A 23,300-nucleotide genomic window follows, 5' to 3' on the forward strand; every position below is an offset into this window, starting at 1 on the left:
TTCAGCCCTTACGGGCGTAGCCGAGGTAGGTGACCAGTGGCCGGGCGTCCGGGGCGAGGACGAAGTCGACGATGGGCGGGATCTGCTCATCGGTGATCCGCCCCCGGCGGCGCGCCATGGTGGCCTTGACCAGGCTGCGCGGATCCTTGGGCTTGAAGTCGCAGACGTCCTCGTTGCGCAGCCCCTGCCGCTCCAGGGCGGCGGTCAGCTCGGCGGGGGTGCGCAGCCGGGCCGCCGTGTAGCGGCCGGCGGGCATGATCCGGGTCATCGGGACGCGCTGGAAGGCGCCGAGGTAGATCAGCCGGGAGAGCAGGGTGCGGTTGACGGTGTCGTAGATCAGCACCCCGCCGGGCCGCAGCACCCGGGCGGCCTCCGCGAGCACCCGGTCGAGATCCGGGGTGATCTCGAAGGTGTCCGCGTAGTAGGCGAGGTCGAACGCGCCGTCGGCGAGGCCGAGTCGCTCGGCGGGCGCGGTGCGGTAGTCGATCCCGGGGTGCTCGCGCTCGCCCGCCTCCCGCGCCATCTCGGTCGCGGTGGCGGAGGGGTCGACGGCGACGACGTCGAAGCCGAGACCGGCCACCCCGCGGGCCAGCAGCCCGCGGCCGCTGCCCACGACCACGGCGCGGCTTCCGGCCCCGGAGAGGTCCACGCTCTTGAGCGTGGTGCGGATGTACTCCAGACGGCTGTCCTGGAAGGTGACGGCCCTGATCTGACGGCCGTCGACGGCCTCGGGCGACCGTGAGTCCAGTTCGATGTGCGGGGCGGCGGCCATCGTCTTCTCCCTCACGGGGTGCGCGGATTCGCGGGTTCGCGGATTCACCGGTGCCTGGGGCGGCCCGGACGGGCTTGCCGGGTTCCCCGAAGAAACCTAACACCCTTAAGTTCCCTCAGGGAACTCGGGTAGGGTCGGGTCATGACCCGTACTCCGCTCGCCGATGTGGCCTGTTCGATCGCCCGTGCCACCGATCTGTTCGGCGACGCCTGGACGGCACTGATCATGCGGGATGTGCTCACCGGGGTCACCCGCTTCGACGATCTCGCCCATGACCTGGGCATATCGCGTAAGGTCCTGGCCGCCCGGCTGTCCCGGCTGGTCGAGGAGGGGGTGCTGGTCCGGGAGCGATACCAGGAGCGGCCGCCGCGTGAGCACTATCGCGCCACTCACAAGGGCGAGGAGCTCTATCCGGTGCTGCTCGCGCTGATGGAGTGGGGCGACCGCTGGTACTCGGGCCCCGCCGGGCCCCCGGCCCGGATCCGCCATCTCGGCTGCGGGCGGGACACCACGCCGGTGTCCGCGTGCGCCCACTGCGGGGAGCCCCTGACGGTCGGCAACACCACCCAGCTCCCGGGCCCCGGCGGACGCACCGGCCCCGGCACCCGGGTGCTGGGCCCGCTGCTCGCCGCACGGGAGGACACTCCGGGGGCCGGGCACCCGGAGGGCGGGCGCCCGGCGGCGGTTTGAGCCAACGGCACGGGGCACTCGGCACAGCAAGCCGGGCACCCGACCACGAGGAGCGCCGACCATGCGCTACGAAGAAATGACGGGCCTGGTCCAGGCCCGGGCCCAGCTCCCCGACCGGCAGTCCGCCGAGCGGGCGGTACGGGCGACGCTCGAGACGCTCGCCGAGCGCATCCCCGACGGGCTGGCGGACCATATGGCGGCCCAGCTGCCGCAGGAGGCGGCGGAGCCGCTGCGGCGCGTCGCCGCCTCCCACGAGGGCTCGCCCGAGGAGCGGGCGTACCGGCGGGACCACGGCGAGCGGTTCGACCTCACCGGCTTCGCGGGCCGGATCGCCTGGCGCAGCGAGCGCACCGAGGAGGAGGCGCTGCGCGAGGCGGCCGCCTTCTTCGAGGTGCTGGACTCGGCCGTGGACCCGGAGCTGATGGAGAAGCTGTACGGGGTGCTGCCGAACGACATCCGGGAGCTGCTGCCGAAGTCCCGGGCCGAGCAGAACGCGCCGACCGAGCCGGACTCGCGGACCGAGTAGGGTTCACGGCCCGCCTACGGGGTGCCCTGGGGGACCTTTCCCCTCCCCGCCCCTCCCCGATACCAGGGGCTCCGCCCCAGGACCCCCGGGGCCCGGGGCCGAGCCCCAATACGCGGCGGAGCTGGCACCCGCCCAGGGCCTCACGGCCCGCCTACGGGGTGCCCTGCGGGACCTTTCCCCTCCCCGCCCCTCCCCGATACCAGGGGCTCCGCCCCTGGGCCCCCGGGGCCCGGGTCCGAGCCCCGATATGGGGCGGAGCCGGCACCCGCCCAGGGCCTGGCGTACAGCACCCGCCTAAGCCTGAGGCGCAGCACCCGCCCGCCCAGGGCCTGGGGGCGGAGCACCGTCCGGGGCCTGATGCGCAGCACCCGCCCAAGACCTGAGGCGCAGCACCCGCCCAGGGCCTGGGGTACAGCACCCGCCCAGGGCCTGGGGGCGGAGCACCGCCCGCAGCCTGAGGCGCCCCGCCCTGGACCCGAGGCGAAACTCCCGCCCGCAGCCTGAGGCACCCCGCCCTGGACCCGAGGCGAGAAACCCCGCCCCGGACCTGAGGCGAGCCCCCCCGGGGGCCCGAGGCGAAACCCCGGCCGGGGGCTGGGGCGGAGCCCCAGATTCGGGAAGGGGCGGGGAGGGGACCAGCCCGCCGCAGGCGCCGAGCTCCGCCGGACACTCCCCGCGGCTGGGCGTGCCGCCGCCCCACCGCGTAGGGCCGGAAGGGCCGCCGCCCCACCGCGTAAGGCCGGGAAGGCTGCCGCCCCGCGTGCACAACGGGGAGAGCACCGCGGAGCGGCAGCGGCCGAGCCGGGAGACTCGGCCGAGCCGCGGGGGCGTGGGATGTTCCCCGGCGGCTCCTCAGCGTGTACGGACCCCATCGGTGCCCTGTTCACCTTTGTCCGATGGTGAGCACCCGAAGCACCCCTACACGAGGGCACCCGAACCCCGCCCCCGCCCCCGAATTGCCGTGGCGTGATCGTCTTGCCAGGCTGTCCCCCATGCCGACCACCACCCTGTCCGAGCTCGTCGACGAACTGCTCTCCGGGACCCGCCCGCTGCCGATCCTCTCCGCGGGCGTCCCCGTGCTCCGGCGACCGGCCCTGCCGTACGAGGGCCAGCTGGCCGCGGACCAGCTGGACCGGCTGCTGACGGCGATGCGGGAAGCCATGCACTCCGCGCCCGGAGTGGGGCTCGCGGCCCCGCAGATCGGTGTGCCGCTGCGGCTGGCGGTGATCGAGGACCCGGCGGAGGTGACGGCCGAGGTGCGCGAGGCGCGCGGCCGGGTGCCGCAGCCGTACCGGGTGCTGGTCAATCCCCGCTACGAACCGGTCGGCGACGGCCGGGCGGCGTTCTTCGAGGGGTGTCTGAGCATCCCCGGCTGGCAGGCCGTGGTCGGCCGCCCGGACCGGATCCGGCTGCGCGGGCAGGACGAGACGGGGCGGGAGCTGGACGAGGAGTTCACCGGCTGGCCCGCGCGGATCGTCCAGCACGAGACCGACCACCTCGACGGCGTCCTCTATCTGGATCTGGCCGAAACCCGCTCCCTGTCCTCGGCCGAGGCGGTAAGCGACTACTGGTCCCAGCCCACCCCCGCCACCGCGGCCCATTCGCTGGGCTTCCCGCTCCCGGGCGCCACCGGCGCCACCAGCGCCACCGGCGCCACCGATGACAGCGGCGGCACCGGCACTACCGCTCCGTAACCACGGCCGACCTGCGGCATGTTTTCGTCATCGACTGGCAGTCGCCGAATCACCGCACGGACACTGTGACGTACGTCGCCACGGCAAGACTGGTGGACGCCCCGGTACGCGCCGCCTCCGCGTACCGCACGGCGAGTGAGGCGTTTCTTCCGCTCTTCCCCAGTCCCCACCGCTCCTGACTTCCCTCGAACGGAGAACAGGAATGCCCGTGCTCACGACGTCCACGACGGCGCCCACCAGCTCGTACGTCACCTCGATCGCCCACACCCAGGAGCAGATCCACGCCGCCCAGCGGCTGCGCTACCAGGTGTTCGGCGAGGAGAGGGGCGGCCGGCTGGACGCGGCGGTCGACGGCCGCGACGTGGACGAGTTCGACGAGGTCATGGACCACCTGATCGTCACGGACACGGCGACGGACACCGTGGTCGGCACCTACCGGCTGCTGCCCCCGGGGCGCAGTGAGCGGCTCTACTCGGACACCGAGTTCAATCTGCGCGGACTTCCGGCCGAGGTCCGCTCGTCCATGGTCGAGGCCGGCCGCGCGTGTGTGCACGCCGACCACCGCTCGGGTGCCGTCATCAACCTGATGTGGGCCGGTCTGGCCCGCTATGTACTGCTGTCCGGCCACCGCTATCTCGCGGGCTGCGCCTCGGTGCCGCTGGCCGAGGGCGAGCAGGCCGCCGCCAACGCCTGGCTGCTCGGCACCACCAAGCACGCCGCCCCGCCGGAGATGCGGGTCCACCCGCTCGACCCCTGGATACCCTCGCGGCCGCTGGACGGCGAGCCCGGCTACGCCGATCTGCCGCCGCTGCTGCGCGGGTATCTGCGGGTCGGCGCCTGGATGTGCGGCTCCCCGCAGCACGACCGGGCCTTCAACGACGCCGACTTCTTCGTGCTGCTGGACACCGAGCGGATGAACGACCGCTACCGCCGCTACTTCCTGGGTGAACCCCAGTGACCGTCCCGACCGCGATGAGTCTGCCCGCACACGCCTGGGCGGCCTGGTCGCCGTGCACCACCGGCTGTGTCGCCCACGCCGCCGACCGCGTCCCGGCCACCCGGGTCGCCCGGCGGACCGCGGTCTTCGGCCGGGCGGTGCTGGGCGCGCTGGTGTCCGGCCGGCGGATCGCCGAGCCCGAGACGCTGCGGGCGCGGGCGGCGACGCTGCTGGACTCCCTGGGCATCCGGCTGGAGGTGGCGGGCGACAGCACGCTCAGCGCCCCGGGGACCACCGGCACGCTGATCGTGGCGAACCACATCTCCTGGATTGACATCATCGCGCTGCTGTCGATGGAGCCCGTGGTCATGCTCGCCAAGCGGGAGATCGCGGGCTGGCCGCTGATCGGCCCCATGGTCACCCGGGCGGGAACGCTGTACATCGACCGCGACTCGCTGCGCGAACTCCCCGCGACCGTACGGGAGATGGCGGCCCGGCTGCGCGACGGCCAGTCGGTGATGGCCTTCCCGCAGGGCATCACCTGGTGTGCGGGCACCGGCGGCAGCTTCCGCCGGGCCACCTTCCAGGCCGCGCTGGACGCGGGCGCGCCGGTGCGCCCGGTGACTCTGGACTACGTCCAGCACGGCGCCCCGACCACGGTGGCCGCCTTCGTCGGCGAGGACGACTTCGGCCACTCGCTGCGCCGGGTGATCCGCGCCGACGGGCTCACGGTGCGGGTGACTGTGCACCGGCCGCTGCGGCCGATGGGGGACGTCGACGACCGGCGCCGGGTCGCGGCGCAGGCCCAGGCGACCGTGTGCGGGGCGCGGCTGCCCCTCCATCACGAGGTCGCCGCCCTCGGGTTGGCACGCTGAGAAGACCTCGGGTTGGCACGCTGAGAAGACCTCGGGCCGACACGCCGAGTCCATGCGCCCCGGGTCCCGGCCTGTCCACGGACGGCGCCCGGGGCGGCTCGGCCCGGTGTCCGCTCAGCCCTCCCTCGCGTCCGCTCAGCCGTCCCTCCGCAGATCCTTGACCCGGCGGATCTTGCCCACCGAGCGCTCCAGCGTCTCCGGGTCCACGACCTCCACCTCGACCGTGAGCCCCACCCCGTCCTTGACTCCCCGCGCGATCGCCGTGGCGGCGTCCGCGCGCCGCTCGGGGCCGACCCCGGGGCGTGCCTCGATCCGCACCGTCATATGGTCCATCCGGCCGCGCCGGGTCAGCTCGAGCTGGAAGTGCGGGGCCACCGACGGGACCCGCAGCACGATCTCCTCGATCTGGCTGGGGAAGACATTGACCCCGCGCACGATGAGCATGTCGTCACAGCGGCCGGTGATCTTCTGGATGCGCCGGAAGGCGGGGCGGGCGGTGCCGGGCAGCAGCCGGGTGAGATCCCGGGTGCGGTAGCGGATGACGGGGAGCGCCTCCTTGGTGAGGGTGGTGAAGGTCAGCTCCCCCTCCTCGCCGCCGGGCAGCACCTCGTCGGTGAGCGGGTCCACGATCTCGGGGTAGAAGTGGTCCTCCCAGACATGCAGCCCGTCCTTGGTCTCCACGCACTCCTGGGCCACCCCCGGGCCCATCACCTCCGAGAGCCCGTAGATGTCCACCGCGTGGATGTCCATGCGCTCCTCTATCTCCCGGCGCATCTCCTCCGTCCAGGGCTCGGCGCCGAAGATGCCGACCCGGAGGGAGGTGGAGCGGGGATCGACGCCCTGCCGCTCGAACTCGTCCAGGAGCGTCAGCAGATAGGAGGGCGTGATCATGATGATCTCGGGCCTGAGGTCCTGGATGAGCCGCACCTGCCGGGCGGTCATCCCCCCGGAGGCGGGGATGACGGTGCAGCCGAGCCGCTCGGCCCCGTAGTGGGCGCCGAGGCCGCCGGTGAACAGGCCGTAGCCGTAGGAGATGTGCACCTTGTGGCCGGGGCGGCCGCCGGCCGCGCGGATCGAGCGGGCGATCACCTCCGCCCAGACCGACAGGTCGTGCTCGGTGTAGCCGACGAGGGTGGGGCGGCCGGTGGTGCCACTGGAGGCGTGGAGCCGCCGCACCTCGCTCTGCTCGACGGCGAACATCCCGAACGGGTAGCTGTCGCGCAGATCGGCCTTGGTGGTGAAGGGGAACCGGGCCAGGTCCTCCAGGGTGCGGCAGTCCTCGGGGCCGACCCCGGCCTCGCGGAACTTCTTGCGGTACAGCTCGACATGGTCGTACGCATGGCGCAAGGTGGCGCGCAGCCGGGTGAGTTGAAGCGTCCTCAGCTCCTCGGGGCTCATCCGCTCGGCGTCGTCGAGCGGAGCCGCGCTCAGCGGTTCCACCATGGCCGTCCAGCACCTCCGGATGCCGACCGAACATTCGGTTACCGTTCGGGCGCGGTCCAGTAATCCAGCATCCGACCTGGCTGTCAAGGGTCCGGACATCCCCGTACGCGCCCGGTCCGGCGCGGAAGGAGTGCGCAACGGGTGCGGAACGAGTGCGGAACGGCACGAGGCCGGTGAACGATCGGCGCCCTCCATCCGTACCCGTAGGCGCGAGGACGCAGCCGCACCCCGGATCCGACGATGCGAGAGGGCCTTTCATGTACGACGCCGCCGACGCCGACGCTCCGCACCCCGTCCGGACCGCTGCCGAGCGCGCCCCGCGCGCGGTGGCGGTCGTGGCGGCGGTGGGCGCGCTGCTCGCCATAGCGGGATGCGGCGGCGGGGGCGGAGACGGGGGCGGTAAGGCGGACGCCAAGGCGGAGACCGGAGGAAACGCCGCACGGCCGAGCGCCGGCCCCACGCCCAAGGCCGCGCGGGTGGAGCAACTCGCCTCGGCCGCCGGCTGCAAGCCAGAGTTCACCACCAAGGTGGACGACTACCGCCAGGCCGTCTGCAAGAACTCCAAGGGCAAGTTCCTCTTCCTCGACTTCGTCACCGCCAAGAACCAGCGCGACTGGCTGGAGACGGCGCAGATGTACGGCGGGGTCTATCTGGTCGGCAACCGCTGGGTGCTGTCGTCCTCGCCCCGGAAGAACATGGAGAAGTTCCGGGAGCGGTTCGGCGGCACCATCGAGGAGGGCACCTCCTACGGGGGCGCCTCCCACACCCCCGAGTGATCACCCGTCCCTCACTCGCGGCCGATCCCGTGCCCGGCGGATCTGTCCCCTCCCCGCCCCTTCCCGCCACCAGGGGCCCCGCCCCTGGGCCCCGGGGCCCAGGGCGGAGCCCCGGTTGTGGGAAGGGGCGGGGAGGGGAGCAGCTCGCCGCAGGCGTACGCGTGCCGCCGGGCACCCCTATACGTCGGCGAGCGCCCGCAGCGTGGCCGCCTCCCGGGGCAGCAGCCGCTCGTCGTCCTCCGGTACGAACTCCAGCAGGACGTCCAGCGGCGGGCCGTCGGCGGACATCTCCGCGCGGTGCGCGAGCAGCCGCTCGAAGGCGCTGCGCCACAGCGGGGCGCGGGCGGTCAGCGGGAGCCGGGTGGTCCCGGGCCACCAGGAGAAGGCGTGCACCGCCGCGATCCGGTCCCCCAGCGCGTCCAGCCCCTTCAGCGCCTCGGCGTCGGGCATGTCGACGGGCGGCTGCCAGTAGGTGGCGACGTCGGCGCGGTCCACCTCGTCCAGCAGCCGGAGGGTGTGGTCCGCGCCGTCGGTAAGGGTGTTGCGGTGGAACTCATACGCGAGTTCCACCCCCGCCTCCGCGGCGAGCGCGGCGGCGCGCCGGGTGTCCTCGACCACCGCGCGGCGGCCCTCCGGCGGGGTCTCCTCCGTGCCCGTTGCACCCGCCCAGATCCGGACGCGCGGGGCGCCGAGCGCCACGGCGGAGCGGAGGACCGCGTCGAACTCCTCCGGATCGCTGTGCCCGGCACGGTAGTAGGAGCCGTACGAGGCGACGGCGAGCCCGGCGTCCAGGGTGGCGTCGCGGACCCGCCGGGCGGTGGCCTCGTCGCCACGCGGCACATGGACGTCACCGCCCCATTCGACGCACTCCAGGCCCGCTCCGGCCACGGCGGCGATCACCTGGTCCGGGTCGAGCCGGCGCAGGGTCACCGAGCAGATGCCGAGCCGCGTCACGCCCCCACCTCCGTGACGGTGGGCGCGTCGTCCGCGCCGAAGTCCACCACGAAGGCCCGGCCGTCCGCCGGCCGTACGGTGACCGCGAGCCCGTTCACCTCGGCGGTGGCGAGATCGGCGAGCGGGGCCGGGTCGCGTTCCCCGGTGAGCGAGGCCAGCGCGACGAAGAGGGTGCCGGAGGGGTCCTCGCCGACGGTGCCGGTGAGTTCGGGGACCAGGGCCCACGGCCCGTACGCGGTGCCCTGCGGCGCCCGGACCGCGGTGGCGGTCTCCCAGCCGTGCAGTCCGAGGAGCTGACCGGTCACCTGTCCCCCGTCCAGCCGTATCTCGGCGCCCTCCTCGGTCTCCGCGGGGGTCCCCGGGGGCAGGGCGACGGCCCAGCCGCTGTGGTGGATCCGCGTCCCGGAGGGGACGCCCACGGTGCGGTGGACGCGCACTTCGAGGCGGCCTCGGACGAGGGTCAGGCTGTCGATGCGGATCGAAGGCACCTTGGGGCCGCCGTCGGGGAAGGCGGGGGTGTGGGAGGAGGCGAGCCAGTCGGGGCCCGCGGCCAGGGGGTGGATGCGCAGCCGGGCGGTGCGCACGCCGCGGTCTTCCAGGGCGATGTGGTTGTCGGGGGTGTTGTCCACGCTGGTGGGGCCGGTGCGGGTGGAGTAGGCGAGCCGGGCGTAGAGCGGATCGGCGGGCGCGTGCTCGGCCTCCCAGGGGCGGAGCTTGTAGCTGCCGTGGTTGTGCAGCCGCACCAGCCCGTCCCGGCCCGTGGTCTGGACGAGGAACCCGGCGGCGGGCAGCGCCAGCGCCCGGTCGGGACCCTCGGCGGGCGCGGCCTCCTCGGTCGCGGTCCACACCGGGTGGTCGGGCGGGAGCAGCAGGGCGAGGAACCCCTTGGACGCCCAGTAGGGCGAGCCGGGCCCGGAGTAGCGCTGGAGGGTCGCGGCGTGCGGCCCGTACCAGCCCAGGCTCAGCACCCCGTCGTCGGTCAGCGCCCCGCGGTCCAGGAAGTGGCGCAGCGCTCCGCTGAGGAGGCGGCGGGTGGCGCCGGGGGCGAGGGGGGTGTGGCCGGTGAGGGCGCCGAGTGCCACCGAGGCTCCGGCGGCGAAGCGATAGGTGAGGGAACGGCCGTGGTGGATGGGGGCGCCGTCGGCGTCGAAGAGCAGCGAGAAGCCTTCGAGGAAGGTGTGCAGCCGGGGGCCGAGCCGGTCCAGGAGCTCCCCGTCGCCCGCGAGATGGGCGTGGAGCAGCGGGTACATGTGCAGCGCCCAGCCGTTGTAGTGGTCGAACGACCGCCCGTCGCCGTCGGAGTACCAGCCCTGGCCCTGGTACCAGCCCTCCAGCAGGCCGAGCCCCCGCTCGATGGCGCGGGCCGTCTCGGCGTCGCCGCGTCCGACGGAGTCGAGGAAACCGGCCACGGTGAGGGGGAAGAGGTACCAGTTGTTGGGGGCGGGCTGGTGGCGCAGCGCGCCGCGCAGCCACTCCTCGGTGCGGTCCTGGGCGTCGGACGGCAGGGCCTCCCAGGTCCACGGCGCGGTCAGCCGCAGGCCCAGGGCCACGGACGCGGACTCCACCATGGGCTGGCCCTGGGCCCCGTGATGGCCGATCACCGGCCAGGACTCGGCGTCCCCGCGCCCGGGGGTGAGGGTCCCGCGGGCGATCCCCTCGGTGTAGCGCTCCAGGATGCCGTGCTGGTCCTTGCCCGAGGCCCCGGCGGCGCGGAAGGCGGCGAGGAGGAAGGTGCGGGCGAACCCTTCGAGCCCGTCGGAGCGCACTCCGGACCTGGACGGCGGGCCGGGCAGGTCGATCAGGGCCTGGCCGGGGGTGGCGTAGCGGAGGGCGGCGTGCAGCATGCCGTCCGCGGCGGCCTCCCAGTGGGCGCGGGTGTAGCCGGTGTGGGGGCTGAGGGTGCGGTCGTCGGCGGGGAGGAGGAAGGGGAGCTCGGGCATGGTGGGATGGGCCTCCTGGGGTCGCGGGACGTGAGAGGGCGCGCGCCCTCTTATGCCGAGCGGTCGAGGATCTCCGGTCGTACGGGGTGGGCGAAGGGGCGGCCGGTGACGTAGTGCTCGATCTCGCCGATGGCGAGGTCGGCCAGGCGGCGCAGCTCACCGCTCTTGGATCCGGCGATATGCGGGGTGATGAGCGCGTTGTCGCAGTCGTACAGCGGGGAGTCGGCGGGCAGCAGCTCCGGCACGGTGACGTCGAGGACGGCGCGGATCCGCCCGGCCACCACCTCCTCGGTCAGCGCCTCCTGGTCCACCACCGCCCCGCGCGCGGTGTTGATGAGCGTGGCGCCGTCCGGCATGGCGGCCATCAGCTCCCGGCTGACCAGCCCCTGGGTGGCGGGCAGCAGGGGGGTGTGGACGCTGATGACATCGCTGCCGGCGAAGAGTTCCCGCAGGGGCACCTGGCGCGCCCCGAGCTCCTTCGCCTCCTGAGCGGTGACGTACGGGTCGTACAGCAGGAGGTCGAGGTCGTACGGGCGCAGCAGCTCCATCACCCGGCGGCCGATGGCGGAGGCGCTGAGGATGCCCACCGTCCGGCGGTAGTTGCCCGCGTCCGGATAGCGCTCGTTCCAGTCGATCGTGCGCCGCTCGGCACGGTAGTCCCGGGCGATGTCCAGGACGCGCTTGTTGGACAGCAGGATCATGGCGACGGTGTACTCGGCGACGGGCACGGCGTTGGCCGCGGCCGCCGAGGAGACCGCGATGCCGCGCTCCCAGCAGGCGTCGGTGATGTGGTGGCGCACGGTGCCCGCGGTGTGCACCACGGCGCGCAGCCGGGGCGCGGCGTCGAGCGTGCGGCGGTCCAGGGGTGGGCAGCCCCAGCCGGTGACCAGCAGTTCGGTGTCGGCGAGGGCGCGGCGGGCGGCCGGGGTGGTGAAGTCGTCGAGGACGAGGCCGGGGTCGAGGTCGAGGAGGTCGAGGAGCCGGTCCAGGCTTCCGGGCCCGAGCACCTGACGGGCGGACCGCTCGGCCATGGCCAGGGCGGCGCGGGGTCGGCGGCGGGCGGAGAGGTGCGGTGCGGTCACTTGACGCTCCCTGCGGTCAGTCCGGACTTCCAGTAGCGCTGCAACAGGACGAACGCCACGATCAGCGGCACGACGGCGAGCAGTGAGCCGATGACCACGAGGGGGTAGTACTCGGGCGAGACGGTGGCGGCGCTGTTCCAGGTGTAGAGGCCGAGGCTGAGCGGATACAGATGCTGGTCGGAGAGCATCACCATCGGAAGGAAGAAGTTGTTCCAGATGGCCGTGAGCTGAAAGAGGAAGACGGTCACGAACCCGGGTCCGAGCATCCGCAGGCTGACCCGCACATACGTCTGGAGCTCGCCCGCGCCGTCGACCCGGGACGCCTCCAGCACCTCGTTGGGCACATAGCCGCTGCTGAGCAGGCGGGCGAGATAGACGCCGAAGGGGTTGAAGAGCACCGGGATGAAGACCGCCCAGAAGGTGTTGACCATCCCGATCTCGGAGGCCACCAGATAGAGCGGAAGGGCCAGCACCGTCGGCGGCACCATGACGCCGGTGAGGACCAGCCCGAAGAACTTCTCCTTGTGCCGGAACTCGTACTTGTCGAAGGCGTAGCCCGCGGCGACGCTGATGAGCGAGCCGACCAGGGCCCCGACGACCGCGTACAGCAGGCTGTTGACGTACCACTCGCCGTAGAGCCCGCCGTCCATGGAGAACAGGTCGGAGAGGTTGCTCGCGAAGGAGAAGTCGCCGAGGGAGAGGATGTCGCTGCCGAAGAGGGCGTTGGCGTTCTTGGTGGACGCCAGCACCAGCCACAGCGCGGGCAGCATGGTGTAGAGGGCGGCGATCAGGACCACGGCGTTGGCGATGCCGCGGCTGGTCAGCTTGGAGCCGCCGAAGGGCTTGCCGAGCGGCCTGGACGGTCCCCGGGAGGGGTTCACGGGGGTGGTGGGTGTGGTCGTGGTCATCACGCTCTCCGTTCCCGGCGGCCCGACCAGCGCGTCACGGCGTACGACAGGACGCAGGTGACGATCAGGAGGATGACGGAGGCCGCGGAGGCGAGTCCGTAGTTGTTGCGGCGGAAGGCCGCGTCGTAGATGTACATGTTCGGGGTGAAGCGGGAGTTGACCATCGGGGTGGCCTGGTTCATCAGCATGGGCTCGGTGAACAGCTGCAGCGCGCCGATCAGGGAGAACATGCACACCATCACCACGGAGCCCCTGATGATGGGCACCTTGACCTGGAGCGCGGTGCGGATGCCGCCGGCGCCGTCGATGGTCGCCGCCTCGATCACCTCGCGCGGCAGCGCCTGGAGCGCGGCGTAGAAGATGATCATGTTGTAGCCGAGGCCGCTCCACAGGGCGATGTTGACGATCGACGGGAGCACGGTGTGCAGACCGAGGAAGTCGATGGTGATGTCGGCCTGCGCGAAGAGCTTGATCACCGGGCTGAGCCCCGGGGTGTAGAGGTACAGCCAGATGACGGCCGCGATGATGCCGGGGACGGCGTGCGGCAGATAGAGCAGCATCTGCGAGGTCCGGCGCAGCCGGATGAGGCCCGAGTCGAGCAGCAGGGCGAGTGCCAGGGCACTGACGACCACGGTGGGAACGAAGATCACGCAGTAGAGGGCGATGGTGCCGAACCCGGAGAGGAAGCTGGGGTCCTGCAGCACCGCGAGATAGCTGCGCAGTCCGGTGAAGACGGTCTCCCCGCCGCCGAAGCCGAGCCCGCTGTGGTCCTCGCCGAAGAGGCTGAGGTAGATGGCGTATCCGACGGGGACGAGGAACACGGCGATGAGCAGCGCCGTGAAGGGGGTCAGCAGGACGGTGGCGGCGATCCGCTGCTGGCGCCGTCCGGTTCTGCGGGGCGGGTCGGCGGCGGCCGCCTGTGGCGGCGCCGTCCGTCTTGAGGACGTGACTGTGCTCACGGGGTACCTCGGCTCAGGCGTGGTGAGTACGGCTTTTGAAGGTGCGGTGTGGGTGGCGGGGCGGGCTCAGTCGGTGGTGACCGACAGGCCGAGGCTCTTCAGGTCGGGCATGGTTCTGCTCTGGGCTTCCCGCAGGGCCTCCAGGACGGTGCCGCTGCCGGCTCCGGCCCGGGCGAGCCCGTCGTCGCCGGAGGTGGTGGTCGAGACCATCCGCGGCCCCCACTTCCAGGTGGAGGTGATCATCTCGGCCTGCTTCCCGAAGAGGCCGAAGATGTCCTGTCCGGAGTAGTAGCTGGTGTCCATCTCCTTGCGGGCCACCGGGACCAGGCTGGGCACGGACGGGAAGGCGCTGCTGACACCGCTGGCGAGCTTGGCGCGCAGGGCGTCGGGGCTGGTCACCATCCAGGAGATGAACTCCATGGCCTCCTTGGGGTGCCGGCTGTCCTTGGTGACCATGAAGGTCGACCCGCCCTGCGTGCTCACCTTGGGCTTCGCCGGGTCCCACTGCGGCATCGGCGCGATGGCCCATTTGCCCTTGCCATCGGGGGTGGACGCCATCATGGAGCCCGCGGCCCAGGCGCCCGCCAGATAACCGGCCGTCTCACCGCTGCGCAGATGGGCCCGCCACTGCTGGCTGGAGCCTGGTTCGACACGCACCAGGTCGTCGTCCTTCAGCCGCTGCCAGTAGCCGGCGACCTTGCGGGTGGGGGCGTCGTCCATGGAGACGCGCCAGGTGTCGTTGGAGGTCCGGTACCACTGGGCCCCGGCCTGCCAGGCGTACCCGGCCATATAGAGGGTGCCGCCGGTGGTGAAGAGGCTGGCGATCCGCGAGCGGGGCTGTTCCTTCTTGAGCTTGCGGGCCGAACTCTCGAACTCCGCCCAGGTCTTGGGGACCGGGATGTGGTTCTTGGTGAAGATGTCCTTGCGGTACAGGAAGACCATCGGCTCGATGTCCACCGGTACGGCGTAGGTGCGCCCGTCGAAGGTGGTGAGGTCCAGCGCCTGCGGAAGGATCTTGCGGCGTACCGAGTCGGGCAGCAGCTTGGAGATGTCCCGGGGTACGCCGTCGATGGTGAAGCTGGGCAGCTGGGGGTATTCGATAGTGGCGACATCGGGGGCGTTGCCCGCGCGGGCGGCGTTGCTGAGCTTGGCCCAGCCGCCCTGCTCGCCGGAGGGGACCTGCTGGAAGTTCACCTTGATGTCGGTGTGGGTGCGGTTGAACTCGTCGACGACCTCCTGACTGCCGCGCAGCGCCGACCAGAAGGTGAGGCGCACGGGGCCGTCACCGGCGGTGTCGGCCCCGCGGCTTGTGGAGCAGCCCGCCAGGACGAGGACGAGCAGCGTGAGCAGTGCGGTGGTGCCCGCCGTAGCCCGGTGTCCGGGCATCGGGCGTCCTGGGCGTCTATGACCAGGCATGGACCCTCCCCTGATTCAACGGTGGAGTCAGAGGGAATCCTGAGCGCTTGACTGAAATTCCGTCAATACTTCGAACAGTAGAAACTAAAGCGGTCAAACGCTCAGGGGAGCTGGGCGGTGGAATCCCGGACCACCAGGTGCGGCAACAGCTCCAGATGGCGGGCGGCGCCGGCCCACCGCCCGGCCCGGGTCCGCTCCAGCTGGCGGGTCAGCAGTTCCAGCGCCGCCTGCCCGACCTCCCCCTTGGGCGGGGCCACCGCCGTCAGCGCGATCTGCCCCATGTCGGCGACCACGTCGTTGTAGGCCACCACCGAGCAGTCGCGCGGCACCTCGATACCCGCCTCGCGCAGCCGCTGGACCAGCACCAGCGCGTCCATGTCGCCGTGGATCAGGGCGGCGGTGGCCCCGGCGCGGCGCACCGCGGCGGCCAGGTCGGCCTCCCGTTCGTCGCGCGGGCGGGGATCGGGCCCCGCGGTGCGCGAGCTGAGCATCACCGGGCACCCCTCGCCGATGCCGCGGGCCGTGGTCTGCGCGGCGAACTCCGACCGGATCACCCGTGCGGTGGGGCTGTCGTCGCGCGCCGCCAGCACGATCCGCAGGTGCCCCAGCGAGATCAGGTGCTCCAGCGCCAGATGCACCCCGTAGGCGTGGTCCGAGCGCACACAGTCCAGCCCGTAGATCGCGCTGCCCCGGTGGGGCCGGCGCTCCACCAGCACCACGGGGACCTCCAGGGCGGCGAGCCAGGCGTGGTCCGCCCGCGCCTCCGCCTCGGTGCGCCAGCGCGGGGCGAGCAGCAGCCCCCGCGCGCCCGCGTCCAGCGCCTGGCGGACCGCGCGCTCGGTCCCGCGCTCGTCAGCGGCGATGTGCAGCGCGAGCCGCAGCCCGGCCTTCTCGGCGGCCTCGCGCGCCGCCTGGACGACCTCGGTGAGGTAGGTGTTGCGCTCCGGGACCACCATGCCGATGGTGTCGCCGGTGGCGGTGGACTCCGTAGGCATGGGCCGCAGCGAGCGCGCCACTCCGTGGCCGCGGCGCAGCTCCCCGCGCTGGGCCAGTTCCTCCACGTCCCGCCGTACGGTGACGACGGACACCGCCAGCTCGTCCGCTAGATCGGTGATCCGGGCGCTGCCCCGGGCCTCCACGAGGGCCGCGATCCGTGCCTGCCGCTTCTGCGCCGGCTCCCGCATGTTCCCCACCTCCGACGCGATCGGCTTTCGTCTTCATATCGAAACACCGCCATAGTAGCGATCATTCGATCAGAAAGCAGTCGGCGAGTGGCCGGGGCAGTCAGCAGTCGGTGATCCCCCGCTCTCGCAGGGCCGACCGCAAAGCCCGAGTCGCGTAGTACGTCCGCGACTTGACGGTTCCGGGAGGCACCCCGAGCGCCCGGGCCGCCTGGCTCACACTGCGGTCCAGATAGTGCAGATGCAGCAGCACCTCCCGCTGCGGGGGCGCCAGGTCCGCCAGCGCGTCCCACACCACCCGGGCGGTGAGCGTCTGATCGACCGCGTCCGGCGCGGCCAGCATCGCCATATCGGCCTCACCGGCCATCTCCATCCGCGGCTCCACCTGGTCCTGGCGGGCGTCGCCGACCAGATCGCCGACCAGATCGCTCACCACCGTGAACAGCCGGTGACGGGCGGTGGCGTCCATGGGGCCGACGTCCATCGGCCGCTGCCAGGCCCGGATCGCCACCTCCTGCACGATGTCCTGGGCCCGGTGCCAGTCCCCGCCCAGCAGCCGGGCCGCCAGCCGGCGCAGCGCCGAGCCGTGGCGCCGGTACAGCGTGTTCAGGAAAGTGTCGGCGTCGGTCATGGCGGCCGCCGCGTTGATGTCCATCGTCCCGTTCCCCCCGAGGCGAATGTGTTGATGGCGGGAGCGTAAGAGAAGGGGGACGCCGATTGAGTGACGAAAGTCTGACGAGACACCACGGCCGGAAGAGGACGGTGCCCGAAACGGGCTCGACTAAGATCCCTACTTGTGCGATTTACGGTGTTAGGCCCGGTCAGGGCGTGGCGCGAGGACGCCGAACTGGAGCTGGGCCCGCCCAAACAGCGGGCGCTGCTGGCGCTGTTGCTGGTGCGGGCGGGGCAGCCGGTGGCCCTCAGCGAGATCGTCGACGTCCTCTGGCCACAGGATCCGCCGAGCACCGCGGTGAATGTGGTGCACCGCCATGTGGGCTCGGTGCGCCGGCTGCTGGAACCGGGTCTGGCGGCGCGGGCGGAGGGCAGTCGGCTGGTGCGCAGCTCCGGCGGCTACCGGCTGAACGCCGACCCGGACGCGCTGGATCTGCTGCGCTTCCGGCACCTGAGCGAATCGGCCCGGCGCACCGCCGCCGAGGGGCAGCCGGAGCGGGGTGCCGAGCTCTTCGCACGGGCGCTCGCCCTGTGGCGGGGACCGACCGCCACCGGGGTCCCCTCCGACATCCAGACCCATCCCGTCTTCTCCGGTGTCGACCGTGAACTTCTGGCCATTGCCAAGGAGGCCGCCACCACGGCGCTGGCCTCCGAGGTGCCGGAACAACTGCCCACCGTGCTCCAGCACTTCGCCGCCCACCACACGCTGGACGAGACCCTCCAGGCGCAGCTGATCCGGGTGCTCGCCACCACCGGACGGCGGGCCGAGGCGCTGGAGGTCTTCGCCGCGGCGCGGAACCGGCTGGCGGACCAGCTCGGTGTGGCGCCCGGCCCGGAACTGCGCGCCGCCCACCGCGAGGTGGTGCCCCGGTCGACCCCGGCCCCCGCCGAGCCGGTCCGGCCCGCCCCTCCGGCGACGCCGCCCACCCCGGCGGTCCGCCCGGCCCAACTGCCGCCCGATCTGCCCGCGTTCAGCGGACGCCACAGCGAACTCGCCGGTATCCAAACCCTGCTGCCGGAGGGCGCCGGGATCGCCTCACCGGCCCCGCTGGTGATCAGCGCGATCGACGGGATGGCCGGGATCGGCAAGACCGCGCTGGCCGTGCACTGGGCGCATCGGATCGCCCATCGCTTCCCGGACGGACAGCTCTACGCCAATCTGCGCGGCTTCGATCCGACCGGTTCGATGGTGTCGCCGAACGAGGCGCTGCGCGGATTCCTCCACGCGCTGGGAATCCCGCCGAGCCGGGTGCCCACGGGTCTGGACGCCAAGACCGCGCTGTACCGCAGCCTGCTGGCGGGGCGGCGGATGCTGGTCCTGCTGGACAACGTGGTGGACTCCCAGCACGTACGGCCGCTGCTGCCCGGCTCCCCCGGCTGTCTGACCGTCGTCACCAGCCGCAATCAGCTGCACGGTCTGATAGCGAGCGAGGGAGCCCGTCCTCTTACTCTGGGGCCGCTGTCCCCGGCCGAGTCCCATGAGGCACTCGTCCGGCGGCTGGGCACGGACCGGGTCGCCGCGGAGCCACAGGCGGTGGCGACCATCATCCGGCTGTGCGGGCGGCTGCCGCTCGCGCTGGCGGTGGTGGCGGCCCGCGCCGCGACCCGTCCTTCCTTTCCCCTTTCTTCTGTCGCCGCTGAGTTGCGCGAGAGCCAGGGCAACCTCGACGCGTTCGCGGGCGCCGATCCGAGCACCGACGCGCGGAGCGTCTTCTCCTGGTCCTACCGGGCGCTGGAGCCGGAGGCCGCCCGGCTGTTCCGGCTGCTCGCCCTGCATCCGGGGCCCGAGGTCTCCACCGCGGCGGCCGCGAGCCTCGCCGGGCTGCCGCTCCGGGTCACCCGGGCCCTGCTGGCCGCGCTCACCCGCGCCCATCTGCTGGTGGAGCACGACCCGGGCCGCTACACCTTCCACGATCTGCTGCGGGCGTACGCCATGGAGTTGGTCCAGGACCATGAGGCGGAGGAGATCCGCCAGGACGCCCGGCACCGGATGTTCGACCACTATCTGCACACCGCGCGCACCGCCGCCACGCGGCTCGCCCCGCACCGGACCGAACCGCTGCCGGTGTCCCCGGCCCGGCCCGACGCGGCGCCCGAGCACCTCGGTGGCCAGGAGCGCGCCGAGGCATGGCTCTCGGCGGAGCGCCGCGTACTGCTGTCGGTCGTCGAGCACGCACGCGACCACGGATTCCCGGCCCATGCCTGGCAGTTGGCCGTGACACTGGAGATCTTCCTGGACCGGCGCGGCCACTGGCAGGAGCAGACCGCCGTCCAGCGCACCGCGCTGGGGGCGGCCCGCGCCCTGTCCGATCGGCTCGGCCAGGCGCACAGCCACCGCACCCTGGGCTTCGCCGAGGGACGGCTGGGCCGGTACGAGGAGGCGCACGGCCAGCTGGAGCGGGCGCTGGAGCTGTTCGCGGAGCTCGGCGAGCGGGGCGGTCAGTCCCGCACCCTGCGCGCCCTGGCCTTCCTGGCCAACTGTCAGGGCCGCTACCAGGAGGCGCTGGACCACTACCGGCCCGCGCTCGGCCACTATGCCGCCCTGGACCACATCAGTGGACAGGCCAGCGTGCTCAACGAGATCGGCTGGACCCATATCCTGCTCGGTGAGTACGAACACGCCCTGGCCCGCTGCCGGGAGGCCGTCGAACTGCACCGGCGGATCGGCGACGCGTCCGGTGAGGCCGCCGCGCTGGACAGCCTGGGGTACGCGTACCACCATCTCGGACGGTATGAGCGTGCCCTCACCTCATACGGCCGGGCGCTCGCCATCTACCGCGAGATCAGCGACCGGTATCTGGAGGCCGACACCCTGCACCACCAGGGGGACACCCGGTTGGCCGAGGGCGATGTGGCCACCGCCCTCGCCGACTGGCGGCGGGCCCTGGAAATCCTCCAGGAGCTGAACCACCCCGATGCCCGGGTCCTCGACGGCAAACTGGGGCAGTACCGGCAGTCGCCGCATCCGGTCTCGGCTCTGAGCAGATGATGACGGGGCCTGAGCAGTTGACGGGGCCTGGCGGGCCTGGTCTTCCGCGCTGTCGCATCCACGGCGGGCGCCTCCGGGTCGTCGGGACGGTGTGCGGCCGGGCCGCTCGGGCGCGGCCGTGCACCGGGTTCTCCCTGCCGTACGTACGGGCCCGGTGAGTTGCTCAACCGGGTGGGAAAAATCTTTGTGAGCGCCCCCCGGAGGGCGGCCGCGCAGAGTACCAGCAGGTAATGATCTCTGTCCCGGCTTTATTCACTAGTGATGAGGTCTCCACGACCGAGCCACACGAGGTACTAGCGTCCGGTGTCACTCCGAACCAAGGAGGGCGCTGTGCCATCAGCAAACCTCACCAGATCCATCGCCTCCAGCCGTACCATCGGCACCGGGCTCATCATCGGGGCGCTCGCCGTCACCCTGGCGGCGATCCTCATTCCGGTGTCGTTGTTCGGTGAGAGCAGCGTGGCCCAGCCGCGCAATGGCGTCACGGACGACGGCGGTGGGACGGTCAGCACCCAGTACGGGCCGCTCACGGCCACTGACCGGGACTTTGTCCGCAAAGTCAGGCTCGCCGGAACGTGGGAACTCCCCGCCGGGCGCCTCGCGCAGGAGCGTGGCGGCCGGGACGCCGTGAAGACCGCCGGTGAGCATCTCATCGAGGGACACACCGAACTCGACCGCCGCTCCGAGGAGGTCGGCCGGGCCCTCGGAATCCAGCTGCCCAGTCAGCCCAACGCACAGCAGCAGGGCTGGCTGAATGAGATGACCAACGCTGGCAGCAGTGCCGAGTTCGAGCGGGTTTTCGCAAACCGGTTGCGGGCCGCTCACGGCAAGGTGTTCAACCTTGTGGCGCAAGTGCGAGCCGAGAGCCGCAACTCCATGGTCAGATCTCTGGCCACCAGGGCCAATGCCATCGTTCTCGACCACATCACGGTCCTCGAGGACACCGGGCTTGTCGACTTCGACGCCCTCTAACGACTAAGTGAAGTGATCTCATGAGGCAACAGACCCACAAACGCGGGCGGTTCACGAACAAGACCGTCGCCATCGTCGCCGCGCTGGCGCTCGGCGGCGGCGGGGCCGCGATCATCGCCGCCAACGCGTCCGCCCACGGCGACAAGAGCGGCTCCGACCAGAACAACACCGTGGCCGCGAAGGCGGGGACGATCCAGTGCCCCGATGTGGGGCAGCAGCTGAGTGACGTGCCGTCGAAGGCCAGGCCCGAGGTCGACAAGAACCTGGCCGAGCTGGACAACCAGGTGGCCAAGGCGTACCAGCAGATGAACCAGCAGCAGGGTTCGAACGACGCCGTGCTCTCCAAGCTCAACGACGACCGCTCCCAGACGCTGAACAACATCGGCTCGGCCATGGGCGGCGGCGACTCCCAGCTGCAGGGCATGGCCGACTGCAAGTGGCAGGAGGTCGCCACCCAGGCCGACCAGGGCCAGGACGGTCAGCAGCAGGGCGGTCAGCAGCAAGGCGGCGACCAGCAGGGCGGCGACCAGCAAGGTGGCGACCAGCAAGGTGGCGACCAGCAGGGCGGCGAGGGCGCCAACGAGGTGCCCGGCAACGCCGGCGGCCAGGCCGGCAACGGCCCGTCGCAGGACGACTTCGTCGACATCACCAAGGTGCAGCCGAACGTCCAGCAGCCGCCGGAGGCCCAGGGGAACGGCTCCACCGGCACCTTCTCCTCGGAGTGCGGAGTCGGCGACCCCCAGCTGCGCAACAGTGACAACGTCATCGTCGCGCCCGGTGTCGGCAACGGCGCCCACCACATGCACGACTACGTCGGCAGCGACAAGAACGACGCCTTCGCCAACAACCAGACCTTCGAGCAGGGCGGCACCTCCTGCGAGAACCAGGACGACAAGTCGACCTACTACTGGCCCGTGGTCCGCGCCCAGGACGGCAAGGACGAGGCGGACGCCGACCAGCTCGGCGGCGGCCAGGAGGGCAACGTCGGCACGATCCTGACCCCCAAGAGCTCCAAGATCGAGTTCAAGGGCAACGCGCAGAGCAAGGTCACGGCGATGCCGAAGTTCCTGCGCATCATCACCGGTGACGCCAAGGCGTTCACCAACGGCGACAAGAACGCCAACGCCTCCTGGAGCTGCACCGGCTTCGAGGACCGTCAGCTGACCGACAAGTACCCGCTCTGCCCCGAGGGCAGCTCGGTCACCCGGACCTTCGACTTCCAGAGCTGCTGGGACGGCCAGAACATCGACAGCGCCAACCACCGTGACCACGTGGCCTTCGCCAATGAGGACGGCTCCTGCCCCAACGGCTTCAAGGCCATCCCCCAGCTGGTGAACACCATCACCTACGACGTGCCGGCCAACACCCCGTTCGCCGTGGACGGCTTCCCCGAGCAGTTGCACAAGCCCATCACGGACCACGACGACTTCATCAACGTGATGTCGGAGGACCTGATGAACGAGGCGGTGGACTGCATCAACAGCGGCAAGCAGTGCGGCTGATGGAACACACTCACCAGGCGCGCGTCGGCCGGAAGGCCGGCGCGCGCCGCGCTGTCACCGGGCACTTACACCAGTCCGCGGACGACGAGGCGGCCACCGACCCTCCGGCGGTGGAGCACCCGGACACCGAGGGGTTCCCGGGACCGGAACATACCGACCGACCGGTCCGTCCCCTCTCGGACCAGGAGCTCACCCGGCAGTTGGTGGAGGGCTACCGGTCGGGCAGCAGCAGTCCGGCCGCGGCCGACCTGCTCTACCGCCGCCACCACCCGGCGACCCTTCGCTACGCCCGGACCTGCTGCCGTGACCCCCACGACGCCGAGGACCTGGCCTCCGAGGCGTTCTTCCGCACCTTCCAGGCCGTTCGCGCCGGGGGCGGTCCGCGGGGCCCCTGGCGGCCGTATCTGCTCACCGTGGTGCGCCATACGGCGATGGAGTGGAGCGCCGGGGAGCGCCGGGTGCTGCTCACAGCCGACTTCGAGTCCTGGCGGCAGCACGCGGCCACGGCCGACCCCCAGCAGCATCTGGTGGCCCGGGAGGACCGCCGGTTGCTCATCCGCAGCTTCCGGGGACTCCCCGAGCGCTGGCAGACCGTGCTGTGGCTGACCCTCGTCGAGGAGGAGCCCCCGCACCGGGTGGCCATGGCCCTGGGCATCTCCCCCAGCGGGGTGACCTCGCTGGCCTTCCGGGCCCGGGAGGGGCTGCGGGAGTCGTATCTGCGCGCCCATCTGGACTCGGCGCGCGACGACCGGTGCCGGCACTACAGCGGGCAGCTCGGCGCCTCGGTGCGGCGCGGCGGGGTGCGCGGCCGGGCGCTCGCGCGCCATCTCGCCGAATGCGCCTTCTGCTCCCACGCCTACCGCGAACTCCTCGGCCTGAACGCCGCGATGCGGACCGCCCCGCGTACGGCGGCGCCCGCCGGGGCGAGGGGCTGAACCACCCCGCTCCGGCCGTCCCGGCGGGCTTCCCGAGCCCCGGCCGTCCCGGCGGGCTTCCCGAGCCGCCGGGGGCA

At 72.1% G+C, this 23,300-nt stretch carries 20 protein-coding genes; 10 read left to right on the forward strand and 10 right to left on the reverse strand.

The features are described 5' to 3' along the window. Window position 1: 1 nt before the first annotated feature. The gene (locus ACMTAK_RS08860; RefSeq protein ID WP_413805683.1) at window positions 2-772 is read right to left on the reverse strand and encodes a class I SAM-dependent methyltransferase; all 771 of its coding nucleotides are present in this window, start codon (window positions 770-772) and stop codon (window positions 2-4) included. A gap of 141 nt (window positions 773-913) precedes the next feature. Here ACMTAK_RS08860 and ACMTAK_RS08865 point away from each other — a divergent pair, with 141 nt between their 5' ends. The 5 genes from ACMTAK_RS08865 to ACMTAK_RS08885 all read left to right on the forward strand — a co-directional run bounded on the left by ACMTAK_RS08865 (window position 914) and on the right by ACMTAK_RS08885 (window position 5,494). Beyond that, complete coding sequence (locus ACMTAK_RS08865; protein ID WP_413805684.1) at window positions 914-1,462, forward strand: winged helix-turn-helix transcriptional regulator; 549 nt, start codon at window positions 914-916, stop codon at window positions 1,460-1,462. Window positions 1,463-1,523: 61 nt separating this feature from the next. Then, window positions 1,524-1,988, forward strand: a complete 465-nt coding sequence (locus ACMTAK_RS08870; protein ID WP_413805685.1) for a DUF2267 domain-containing protein — start codon at window positions 1,524-1,526, stop codon at window positions 1,986-1,988. A 992-nt stretch (window positions 1,989-2,980) separates the two neighbouring features. After that, on the forward strand, window positions 2,981-3,682 hold the full coding sequence (locus ACMTAK_RS08875; RefSeq protein WP_413805686.1) for a peptide deformylase: 702 nt from the start codon (window positions 2,981-2,983) through the stop codon (window positions 3,680-3,682). A gap of 202 nt (window positions 3,683-3,884) precedes the next feature. After that, window positions 3,885-4,640 carry a GNAT family N-acetyltransferase gene (locus ACMTAK_RS08880; protein ID WP_413805687.1) on the forward strand — a complete coding sequence of 252 codons (756 nt, stop codon included), beginning with the start codon at window positions 3,885-3,887 and terminating at the stop codon, window positions 4,638-4,640. Further along, window positions 4,637-5,494, forward strand: a complete 858-nt coding sequence (locus ACMTAK_RS08885) for a lysophospholipid acyltransferase family protein (RefSeq protein WP_413805688.1) — start codon at window positions 4,637-4,639, stop codon at window positions 5,492-5,494. The genes ACMTAK_RS08880 and ACMTAK_RS08885 overlap by 4 nt, the downstream gene beginning before the upstream one ends. Window positions 5,495-5,629: 135 nt before the next feature. Here the strand turns inward: ACMTAK_RS08885 and paaK are convergent, their stop codons facing one another. Further along, window positions 5,630-6,937, reverse strand: a complete 1,308-nt coding sequence (gene paaK / locus ACMTAK_RS08890) for a phenylacetate--CoA ligase PaaK (protein ID WP_413805689.1) — start codon at window positions 6,935-6,937, stop codon at window positions 5,630-5,632. Window positions 6,938-7,194: 257 nt separating this feature from the next. On the opposite strand from paaK, the gene ACMTAK_RS08895 reads away from it, so the two are divergent. Beyond that, a complete protein-coding gene (locus ACMTAK_RS08895) occupies window positions 7,195-7,713 on the forward strand; it encodes a hypothetical protein (protein WP_413805690.1) in 519 nt (172 codons plus the stop codon). A gap of 177 nt (window positions 7,714-7,890) precedes the next feature. Here ACMTAK_RS08895 and ACMTAK_RS08900 read toward each other — a convergent pair whose 3' ends face one another. The 8 genes from ACMTAK_RS08900 to ACMTAK_RS08935 form a co-directional block, all read right to left on the reverse strand. Beyond that, complete coding sequence (locus tag ACMTAK_RS08900; RefSeq protein WP_413805691.1) at window positions 7,891-8,667, reverse strand: sugar phosphate isomerase/epimerase family protein; 777 nt, start codon at window positions 8,665-8,667, stop codon at window positions 7,891-7,893. Beyond that, window positions 8,664-10,607 carry a DUF2264 domain-containing protein gene (locus tag ACMTAK_RS08905; RefSeq protein WP_413805692.1) on the reverse strand — a complete coding sequence of 648 codons (1,944 nt, stop codon included), beginning with the start codon at window positions 10,605-10,607 and terminating at the stop codon, window positions 8,664-8,666. Before ACMTAK_RS08905 ends, ACMTAK_RS08900 begins: the two co-directional genes overlap by 4 nt. A 50-nt stretch (window positions 10,608-10,657) precedes the next feature. Then, on the reverse strand, window positions 10,658-11,638 hold the full coding sequence (locus tag ACMTAK_RS08910) for a hydroxyacid dehydrogenase (RefSeq protein ID WP_413812832.1): 981 nt from the start codon (window positions 11,636-11,638) through the stop codon (window positions 10,658-10,660). Between the two features lie 47 nt (window positions 11,639-11,685). Continuing rightward, window positions 11,686-12,597, reverse strand: coding sequence for a carbohydrate ABC transporter permease (locus tag ACMTAK_RS08915; RefSeq protein WP_413805693.1), 912 nt, complete (start codon window positions 12,595-12,597; stop codon window positions 11,686-11,688). Then, a complete protein-coding gene (locus ACMTAK_RS08920) occupies window positions 12,597-13,556 on the reverse strand; it encodes a carbohydrate ABC transporter permease (RefSeq protein WP_256649549.1) in 960 nt (319 codons plus the stop codon). Before ACMTAK_RS08920 ends, ACMTAK_RS08915 begins: the two co-directional genes overlap by 1 nt. A gap of 66 nt (window positions 13,557-13,622) precedes the next feature. Next, a complete protein-coding gene (locus tag ACMTAK_RS08925) occupies window positions 13,623-14,942 on the reverse strand; it encodes an ABC transporter substrate-binding protein (RefSeq protein ID WP_413805694.1) in 1,320 nt (439 codons plus the stop codon). A 131-nt stretch (window positions 14,943-15,073) separates the two neighbouring features. Next, window positions 15,074-16,156 (reverse strand): LacI family DNA-binding transcriptional regulator, encoded by a 1,083-nt coding sequence (locus ACMTAK_RS08930; protein WP_413805695.1) that lies wholly within the window; start codon window positions 16,154-16,156, stop codon window positions 15,074-15,076. Between the two features lie 100 nt (window positions 16,157-16,256). Continuing rightward, window positions 16,257-16,808 (reverse strand): sigma-70 family RNA polymerase sigma factor, encoded by a 552-nt coding sequence (locus ACMTAK_RS08935; RefSeq protein WP_413805696.1) that lies wholly within the window; start codon window positions 16,806-16,808, stop codon window positions 16,257-16,259. 141 nt (window positions 16,809-16,949) lie between these two features. Here ACMTAK_RS08935 and ACMTAK_RS08940 point away from each other — a divergent pair, with 141 nt between their 5' ends. From ACMTAK_RS08940 to ACMTAK_RS08955, 4 genes are all read left to right on the forward strand, one after another. Then, on the forward strand, window positions 16,950-19,814 hold the full coding sequence (locus ACMTAK_RS08940) for an AfsR/SARP family transcriptional regulator (protein WP_413805697.1): 2,865 nt from the start codon (window positions 16,950-16,952) through the stop codon (window positions 19,812-19,814). A 330-nt stretch (window positions 19,815-20,144) separates the two neighbouring features. Further along, a complete protein-coding gene (locus tag ACMTAK_RS08945; RefSeq protein WP_413805698.1) occupies window positions 20,145-20,786 on the forward strand; it encodes a DUF4142 domain-containing protein in 642 nt (213 codons plus the stop codon). Between the two features lie 20 nt (window positions 20,787-20,806). After that, a complete protein-coding gene (locus ACMTAK_RS08950; protein ID WP_413805699.1) occupies window positions 20,807-22,288 on the forward strand; it encodes a DUF1996 domain-containing protein in 1,482 nt (493 codons plus the stop codon). After that, window positions 22,288-23,223 (forward strand): RNA polymerase sigma factor, encoded by a 936-nt coding sequence (locus tag ACMTAK_RS08955; protein ID WP_413805700.1) that lies wholly within the window; start codon window positions 22,288-22,290, stop codon window positions 23,221-23,223. Before ACMTAK_RS08950 ends, ACMTAK_RS08955 begins: the two co-directional genes overlap by 1 nt. Window positions 23,224-23,300 lie beyond the last annotated feature (77 nt).

The sequence above is a fragment of the Streptomyces lacaronensis genome, assembly GCF_047337785.1.
GTDB lineage: Bacteria > Actinomycetota > Actinomycetes > Streptomycetales > Streptomycetaceae > Streptomyces > Streptomyces lycopersici.